Annotated in this window: 8 protein-coding genes; all 8 read right to left on the bottom strand. The window is 44.4% G+C overall.

Annotated elements, in window-relative coordinates:
- Positions 1 to 10: 10 nt before the first annotated feature.
- Complete coding sequence (locus PAN06_RS11850) at positions 11 to 394, bottom strand: hypothetical protein (protein WP_269796412.1); 384 nt, start codon at positions 392 to 394, stop codon at positions 11 to 13.
- 99 nt (positions 395 to 493) lie between these two features.
- A complete protein-coding gene (gene gatB, locus PAN06_RS11845; RefSeq protein ID WP_031572934.1) occupies positions 494 to 1,936 on the bottom strand; it encodes an Asp-tRNA(Asn)/Glu-tRNA(Gln) amidotransferase subunit GatB in 1,443 nt (480 codons plus the stop codon).
- Positions 1,936 to 3,402: an Asp-tRNA(Asn)/Glu-tRNA(Gln) amidotransferase subunit GatA gene (gatA, locus tag PAN06_RS11840; protein ID WP_269796411.1), complete on the bottom strand. Its 1,467-nt coding sequence runs from the start codon at positions 3,400 to 3,402 to the stop codon at positions 1,936 to 1,938. The genes gatB and gatA overlap by 1 nt, the downstream gene beginning before the upstream one ends.
- Positions 3,402 to 3,704, bottom strand: a complete 303-nt coding sequence (gene gatC / locus PAN06_RS11835) for an Asp-tRNA(Asn)/Glu-tRNA(Gln) amidotransferase subunit GatC (protein WP_002884769.1) — start codon at positions 3,702 to 3,704, stop codon at positions 3,402 to 3,404. Before gatC ends, gatA begins: the two co-directional genes overlap by 1 nt.
- A 119-nt stretch (positions 3,705 to 3,823) precedes the next feature.
- Positions 3,824 to 5,317, bottom strand: coding sequence for a glycosyltransferase (locus tag PAN06_RS11830; protein WP_269796410.1), 1,494 nt, complete (start codon positions 5,315 to 5,317; stop codon positions 3,824 to 3,826).
- Positions 5,314 to 6,597, bottom strand: a complete 1,284-nt coding sequence (locus PAN06_RS11825) for an accessory Sec system glycosyltransferase GtfB (protein WP_269796409.1) — start codon at positions 6,595 to 6,597, stop codon at positions 5,314 to 5,316. Before PAN06_RS11825 ends, PAN06_RS11830 begins: the two co-directional genes overlap by 4 nt.
- 26 nt (positions 6,598 to 6,623) lie before the next feature.
- Positions 6,624 to 7,511 carry a glycosyltransferase family 2 protein gene (locus PAN06_RS11820; RefSeq protein WP_269796408.1) on the bottom strand — a complete coding sequence of 296 codons (888 nt, stop codon included), beginning with the start codon at positions 7,509 to 7,511 and terminating at the stop codon, positions 6,624 to 6,626.
- The coding region (locus tag PAN06_RS11815; RefSeq protein ID WP_269796407.1) for a glycosyltransferase at positions 7,498 to 8,441 on the bottom strand (944 nt) is incomplete at its 5' end. The genes PAN06_RS11820 and PAN06_RS11815, both read right to left, overlap by 14 nt.

Genomic DNA, 8,441 nt, shown 5'->3' with positions numbered 1-8,441 from the left:
CTGCTCCTTCTTATTTCTTCTTGATCCGAGAAGATTCCAATCTCCACCCAACAATCCAACCAAGGACTAGGAGATAATTTTCAAGCGCACCGATCCCATTGACCGGCAGATGATAGTGAAAATAACTGAAGAGATGATTAGTACCGATCCCAAGCCCACCTAGGATCAAAGCCAATAGAACCGTTCGAAGATAAAACCAATCGTATTTGAGATTGACAGCAATCAGGATCACAAGGACTGCCATATTCCAAATCCCAATCTCCCGTTGCCAACCGACAGAAATACCATATCCCGAATGACTTCCCATATAGGATGGAAAGAATAGTTGGAAGATAATCGCTCCAGACATAGCGATAATGACTAGGATAAATAAAACTCTTAAAAATTTGTTCATGTGACTCCTCCTAATGCTAGTTGATATGTAATGGTCTTTCCTATTCTAACACAATTTTATGGATAGTAAAAACCAACCTCTCGGCTGGTTCTTTTTCTATCAATCCTCTTTCAACTTCGCCAATTCTTGGGCAAGTAACTTGAGGGCTACTTGTGGGTTGGCTTGGCCTTTGGTTGCTTTCATTAGGAAACCTGTGAAGGCCTTGTCCGCATTCCGTTTACCTGACTTGAAGTCGGCTACGGCTGCTTCATTGTCTGCGAAGACTTGGTGGATGATTGGTATCAAGACTTCAGGATCTGAAATCTGTACCAAGCCAGCTTTTTCGACGTATTCACGCGCTCCACCACCGTTTTTCGCCAAGTGAACGAAGACTTTCTTGGCAATCTTAGATGAAATCGTTCCATCTTCGATGATGGCAATCATTTCTACCAAGTTTTCTGGTGTCAATTGGATTTCTTCTAGCGTTTTGCCTTCTGCGTTCAAGAATTGTGCCACTTCACCTTGGAGCCAGTTAGACACTTGTTTGGCATCGCCACCAAGGGCTACAGCTGCTTCAAAGAAGTCAGAAGTGACTTTCGTCGCTGTCAATTGGTTGGCATCATAATCAGACAAGCCAAGTTCTGCCACGTAGCGAGCACGACGGTCTTTTGGAAACTCTGGCAACTCCGTACGCATTTCCTCAATCCACTCATCTGAGATTTCAAAGAGTGGTAGGTCTGGTTCTGGGAAGTAACGGTAATCCGCCGCTCCTTCTTTGACACGCATAAGAATCGTGCTCTTGTTGGCTTCATCATAACGGCGTGTTTCTTGACGAATGACCCCACCTGAACGCAAGATTTTCGCTTGGCGCTCCACTTCGTATTCAAGACCTTTACGGACGTTTGAGAAGGAGTTCAAGTTTTTCAACTCCGTCTTGGTACCAAATTCCTCTTGGCCGTATGGGCGAAGGGAAATGTTGGCATCCACCCGCATCGATCCTTCTTCCATCTTGACGTCTGAAATACCAGTGTATTGGATAACTTCTTTGAGGGCTGTCAAATAGGCGTAGGCTTCTTCAGGAGAACGCATATCTGCTTCAGAAACGATTTCGATCAATGGAACCCCTTGACGGTTAAGGTCTACATAAGAGAAACCGTCTGTTCCGTGCGTGTTCTTACCAGCATCTTCTTCCAAGTGGGCCCGTTCAATCCCAATTTTCTTAGTTGAGCCGTCTTCCAATTGCACTTCAATCCAACCGTTGTAACCGATCGGCTCGTCAAATTGCGAAATTTGGTAAGCCTTTGGATTATCAGGGTAGAAATAGTTCTTACGGTCAAAGTGCATGTGCTGATGGATATCCATATTCAGCGCCAAAGCAGCCTTAATACCAGCATCCACAACACCCTTGTTCAAGACAGGAAGCACCCCTGGGAAAGACCAGTCAATCACATTGGTATTGGCATTTTGCTCATTCCCAAAGTGAGCAGAGGTTGGTGAGAAAATTTTTGAGTTTGTATTCAATTCAACGTGGACTTCAAGTCCGATGACTGTTTCAAAGTTCATTAATTGTCACCTCCGAAAATAAGGGGTTGTTGCTTGTGGTAATCCGTCGTTGCTTCAAAGGCAGCTGCAGCTTGGTAGATGGTTTCTTCAGAATACTTGGGACCAATCAACTGCAACCCAACCGGAAGACCTTGCGCAAAACCTGCGGGAATCGAAATCCCTGGAAGACCTGCCAAGTTGACTGGAATGGTCAAGAGGTCAGCCAAGTACATGGCAACCGGATCATGGTTGAGCGAATCCAAATCAAAGGCCACGCTTGGAGCTGTTGGACCAAGGATAAGGTCGTAATCCGCAAAGACTTTTTCGAAGTCTTGGATAATGAGGGTACGAACTTGACCAGCTTTCTTGTAGTAAGCATCGTAGTAACCAGATGACAAACTAAAGGTACCCAGCATGATCCGACGTTTAACCTCATCACCAAAGCCTTGGCTACGAGTGTTCACATAGATGTCATCCAAGTTCTTGGCATCTTCCGCACGGAAACCATAGCGAATCCCATCGAAACGTTGCAAGTTTGAAGATGCTTCAGATGAAGCGATGATGTAGTAAACGGCAACCCCGTATTTAGAGTGTGGAAGGCTAACTTCTTCGACAGTTGCTCCCAATTTTTCAAAGTGTTTCGCCGCATTAAGGATGGTTTCTTTGACTTCTGGGTCAATCCCTTCCCCGAGGTATTCCTTAGGAAGGGCAATCTTCATACCTTTAATGTCTTGACCAATCTTAGAAGTAAAGTCTGCTACACGAACAGGTGCAGATGTTGAATCCTTGGCATCTTCACTGGCAATGACATTGAGCAAGAGGGCATTTTCCTTAACTGTTGGTGAGAAAGTACCAATTTGGTCGAGTGAGCTACCAAAAGCAATGAGACCAAAACGGGAAACCGTTCCATAAGTAGGTTTGAGACCAACAATCCCATTAAAAGCAGCCGGTTGACGGATAGAACCACCGGTATCTGAACCAAGGGACAAACGGACTTGCCCTGAAGCGACAGAAGCTGCTGAACCACTAGAAGATCCACCAGGCACCTTGCTGTGGTCCCAAGCATTCTTGGTTGGTCCATAGTAAGAAGTCTCACCAGATCCACCCATGGCAAACTCGTCCATGTTGGTTTTTCCGACAACAATCATACCTTTAGCTTTGGCGTTAGCAACTGCTGTCGCATCAAAGATAGGCTCATAGTTATAGAGCATTTTTGATGCCGCAGTTGTCAAGATGCCGTCAGTAGAGATGTTATCTTTCACTGCCAATGGAATCCCTGATAGAAGATTATCTGCATCGATTCCTTTTTCATCAATGGCCTTGGCTTGTGCAAGGGCCGCTTCTTCAGCCACCGTCACAAAGGCATTGACTGCTTCTTCACGCGCCTTGATATCGTCAAGTGTCGCTTGAGTCAATTCGGTTGCTGAAATTTCCTTAGAGACAAGGAGGTCGTGCAACTCTTCAATGGTTTTATGGTTGAATGACATTAGGCATCTCCTCCATCTTCTAGGATAGCTGGCACCTTGATGTAGTAGTTATCTTTTTCAGGTACATTTTTAAACAAGCGGTCACGGTCTGTCCCTTTTTCAGCAACATCCGGACGCAATACGGTCTTACGATCCGCCATGGTCGTTGTTGGGGCTACACCGGTTGTGTCCACTTCTTCCAACAATTCCACCATGTCGACAATCTTCGACAAAGTTGTCGCAAACTCAGCTGTCTCTTCTGGAGAGAATTTCAATTTTGAAAGATTGGCAACGTGGGTTACCTCTTCTTGCGTAATTTTCATCTTGCTTCCTTTCGTGAATTGATGATTTTTCAATACCCTCTATTTTACCATAATTTAGCTCAATTTGCTTGCCTTAGAAAAAATCTGTAGGACTTTTTTGTCGCTACAGATTCTTCATTTTATATTGCTTTTTCGCCTAATTGTCCCATCTCTATTAGAGTTTCTTTCCAGAGTTCCTGGACATGAGATGCGAGGTAGCAAGAAGCCAAGTCATAAGAAGCCTGATGAAATGGGGCAAGGTCACTTTCAAAGAGCTGAACCAGCTTGTCTGCCAACTCTTTCACCAATTGTTCTTCTGGCACTGTCTCGCTATAAGGTACCAAAAAGCCATTTTCACCCTCTTTTATAAAAGTTGGATTGCCATAACGGGCATCAAAGCCGAGCAAGGCCAAACCTGCTCCAGCCGCCTCCATCAAGGTCAAACCAAAGGTCTCCCACTGAGAAGTGGTGAGGTAGGCTTGATAGCAAGGATAGATCTGCTTTAGATCCGCATGTCCACGTAGATGAATAGAGTCTTGTGCTTCCAACTCCTGAATCAGGTGTCGCAAGTTATCCGCTTCGCCACCCTTTCCATAAATATCAAACTGAAGGGCAGGGAGTCGTTTCTGTGCTTGAGCCACTACTCGAATGGCTAAATCGATGCGTTTTCTTGGATCCAAACGGGAAGCTGTGATCACGCTAAAGGGAGGTCGATCTCCTTGTGATTCCGTCAATTCTTCTAGATGCCCTACTGGAATACTATAGATCGGAATTCCTTGGCATCCTTGTTTGGCAAGTGTCTGCTCCAAGACTTCTTTTTGAAGATCCGTCGCCGTGATGAAGTAATCGAAGCGTTTGGCATACTTGAACACATAATAGTACTCATAGTTGAGATGGCCATTTTCAAATTCATGCTCCGAATGAAACACCATGGCGAGCTTGGAAGGATTATCTTTCTCCAACAAAGGGCGGGCAAAATCCATGCGCGAAGCCCGATCAAGCAGAATCAGATCCCCTTCTTTGAGCGAAAGTTTCGACAGAAAACGCCTCATCACTTCTGTATGGTTGGTCAAAATCTCAGGCCCCAGTTTATAGAGCCAGCTTCCACCTAACTTCAATTCTTCAAAGGCGATACTTCCATCTTGATTGTGATAGGTCCGTCTGAGAACACTACCATACTGAAAATACTCTGTAGCAAGTTTACAAGCTCCATAATACTCTCGCTTGATCATATTTCCAGATAAAAGATAATCCACATAGCGGACACAGTTTGGATGATAGGGATCCAGATGAAAGGTCAAGGCGTTTCCATCTGCAAATTGATAGCGAATGGCTCTTTCTGTTTTTTCAACAACATCTAGACGAGTCAGTTGAAACTCCATTTGCAAGGCCCCCACTGTCTTTTGAGGGACTGTAGTCTGTTGATCTGTAAAGCCTAAATGAGCAAAAAGCAACTCCTCATCCCGATGCCCCAAAGAGAGGTAATAGGCTAATTTCTCTGGAGTGGGCCAAGTCGTAAATATGAACCTAGCTGCCACCCCCAAATCGCGGAGCATCTTTGCCCGAGAGGCTTGTGCAACATCGACCCCATTGGGTTCAAATCCCACTAATAGATTAAAGGTATAAATGGTCATGCTGTTCCTCCCTCTAATCGCTTAAAGATCTCTTTTAGAGCATCTTTTTCTGGCAGTTCCAAGATCCGCACTTGCTCTCTTAACATTTCTTTGAAGGCCTCTGGATGCTGGAGCAATATTTCTAGTTGCTGTTTCATTTCTTCGACTGTATCGGTAATCGTGCTCAATTCTTTATAGGCTTCCTGGTGCGCCGTGCTCTTTAAACCAAACAAGACTAGCCCATTTTCAAGAGCACGTATACTACTGTTCATCACTTCTTCACCTTGGTTGCAATCCAGATAAATAGAACATCTAGCTAATAAACTCTCATAATTTCCCAGCGAAATCCCTGGATAGAGGCGTACATTTGGTCGAGCCACTAAATCTGTTAATTTCGGACCCATAGCTGTCAAAGCAGCAATGTGAAAGGTCACTTGTGGGAATTGATGGACCAGGCTAGATAAGCCTTCGACCTCTTGAGAAGCCGTCATGACCAAGGCTTCTGGCTGAAACTTCTCCTGGTCCACGTCTACTAGCCCCGACAGAGCCGTGATTCCGTCTTTTTTCTCACTCAAAAGGCCATCTTCTACCAACAAAATCTGGCCAACCTGCTCTTTGATCTCATCTAGAGCATGAGCTTCACGAGCACAGTAAGCTAGTCGCTCCTTTGGTATCTCTTTCACAACATCTAACAATGCTTTATCCATCAAAAGGATGGCTTCATCTTCCGGCAAGACTTGTTTCAGAACAGCTTTTTGAAGCTCTTCTTTATTGGCATACAGATGATCCCGTCCTTTAGGGGGTTGATGCAAAAAAGTCCCTTGTGAGACAAAGTGAAGCAGGACTTCTTCTTGCTGACGGTTCAAATAAATGTCTAAATATGGTTGACCAGCTTCCGTAAGGAGACTCCGTTTGCTTCTCCAACCATAGCGATTGTAGAAATCAATAGATGCGATCTCTTCTCCCTGACCAAACCACTCTACTCTGTCAACCGTTCGCGACAAGATATCCCCTCGTAAAACCACATTGGCACGACGTTCCTCCCCATCAAAAAGATAGGTCGTGATCCCCAAGGTCCAACATTCCCATAATTCTGGAACCTCTAAATTATTGAAAAACAAAGGGTTCCCAACTTTTGATGCCGGGTCTTTTTGGGTAAAAAAGGTCGCCAGACTCTCTGTCTGTTCAGCTATATCTGTTTCCAGATTGGTCACAAACACACGGTAGGGCTGGCCAAGTTTGTCCAATAATTTTCGCAAACGATCCAGCTCTCTGGTCTGCTCTGATGCAATAATGAACATGCTGATCCTTTCTCATCAATAAGTTCTTAGTCCATGGTTTCAACGAAACTGAGGTTGATCACCACGCGCTCATAGGTTTCTGACTCTTGTAAGCCAGCTTCTTCTAGTTTTTCAAGAGCCCGTTTCAACCGCGTTTTATAGATATAGCGGTGCCAGGTCAGATCATAGCCCAACATCCCAAGAAGAGCCAATTTTTCTTGCTTGGCTTCCATCTCATCGAGTACCCGCTTTTCTGTCCAAACCTGGGACAGAGTATCTGAACGACCCACGCGATACCAATAAATACATTTCTCCGTATGGACCACCCGATGGACTTTTAAGAAGAGCTTGTACATGAGAAAGTTATCTTCAACATTTTTTCCAACCGGAAAACGAAGCCCTTCAAATAAGTTACGCTTATAGAGCTTCATCATGGCACAAGCCCAGGCCATATCTCTGGTCTCCTGGATGGCATCGTGGTCCATGATTTCTCGCCCCTCATAAAGAGTCTCTGAATAATCGTCGTCCGTTACCTTGATCAAGTATTTGCTACTACTGTCATCATAGAGGTTATAGTTGGCTACCGAGACATCCGCATCATACTTCTTCAGTTGGCGATAGAGCACTTCTACATAGTCCTCCGTCACCCAGTCATCTGGATCAATAAAGGTAATGTAATCACCAGTAGCTAACTCAATCCCTGTATTCCGAGCAGCAGACAAGCCCCCATTTTCTTGACGGACGTAGCGGATACGCGCATCCTTCCTAAAAAATTCTTTACAGATCTCTTCTGATTGGTCTGGCGAACCATCATTGACCAATATGATCTCTAAATTCGGGTAAGTCTGATGGATAACCGTTTCCAAACATTGCCTCAAATAAGCTTCTACATTATAGATGGGAATGATGATACTGACTACTTCATTTGCTTCCATGCTTCTTCTCATTTCTCTTTAAATAATCGCGAATCGCTGCCACCATCTCCTGCACCTGATCATCCGCAAACACTTGGTTCACACCATTCTCTACATGATTGGTTCCTTCAAAAGAGAAAATCGGAAGGCCTTGTTGACTGAGTGTTTGCGTGATTTGATCGACCTCATCATAGGGATTGATATCCAGATAGAAATCCAATTTTTCTATGACCTTTCGACTGGTCAAGGGATCAAAAGAGGGATAAAGAAAGAGGTTGGGGTAGCGTTCCAATTGCACCAAATTAAAACCAAAATGGCTATGGGCAAGGACATGAATCGCTACGTCTGGCAACTCTTTTAACAACGTCTCCAACTCGTGGATATCTGCTGTATGGGTATAAATGGCAGCATGATAAGGAAATTCTCCCACTAGGTCTTGATAATTTTGCTTCAAAATCGGTTTTCGAAGTAAAATCTCCTCCCAAGAGAGGGCATAGTAAAACCACCATTGTTCACGAAAACGATTGAAGCGTTTGGAGGTCCAAGGTTTATTATGAGAGGTGTAGTGAATGACCGCCGGAATCCCTTGAAAGGCATCGTACCAGTCTAGATCTCCATAGAGGTATTGATCCTTATCAGACCCCACTTGTAAATTATAGGTCCAAGGTAATGGAAACCACGCATCTTTGAAATACAGATTCAAAATTCCTTGATCTCCATAAACATGCTGATGGTGTTCACGAGTGAGATCAAAAAGCTCCTCTGTCACTTGGTGTTCTTGCCACCAAGTCTTATCAATCACCAAAAGTCCAGCATTAAATCCATCTGTCGTCGTTGGCTTATCGACCACTGCCCCCAGTCCATAACCTTTAAGATCAATATCAAACAAAGGCGATAAATCCTGTGTAAAGATCATGTCACAATCCAGATAGAGGATCCGCTCTTCCTCCA

It is taken from the genome of Streptococcus sp. SM3, from assembly GCF_027497875.1.
Note: the sequence above shows the minus strand (reverse complement) of the source record. Positions and strands in the feature narration are given on the sequence as shown.

Coding starts and splice junctions, on each gene's coding strand:
- PAN06_RS11850 (WP_269796412.1), bottom strand. CDS start 394: ATGAACAAATTTTTAAGAGTTTTATTTATCCTAGTCATTATCGCTATG.
- gatB (WP_031572934.1), bottom strand. CDS start 1,936: ATGAACTTTGAAACAGTCATCGGACTTGAAGTCCACGTTGAATTGAAT.
- gatA (WP_269796411.1), bottom strand. CDS start 3,402: ATGTCATTCAACCATAAAACCATTGAAGAGTTGCACGACCTCCTTGTC.
- gatC (WP_002884769.1), bottom strand. CDS start 3,704: ATGAAAATTACGCAAGAAGAGGTAACCCACGTTGCCAATCTTTCAAAA.
- PAN06_RS11830 (WP_269796410.1), bottom strand. CDS start 5,317: ATGACCATTTATACCTTTAATCTATTAGTGGGATTTGAACCCAATGGG.
- PAN06_RS11825 (WP_269796409.1), bottom strand. CDS start 6,597: ATGTTCATTATTGCATCAGAGCAGACCAGAGAGCTGGATCGTTTGCGA.
- PAN06_RS11820 (WP_269796408.1), bottom strand. CDS start 7,511: ATGGAAGCAAATGAAGTAGTCAGTATCATCATTCCCATCTATAATGTA.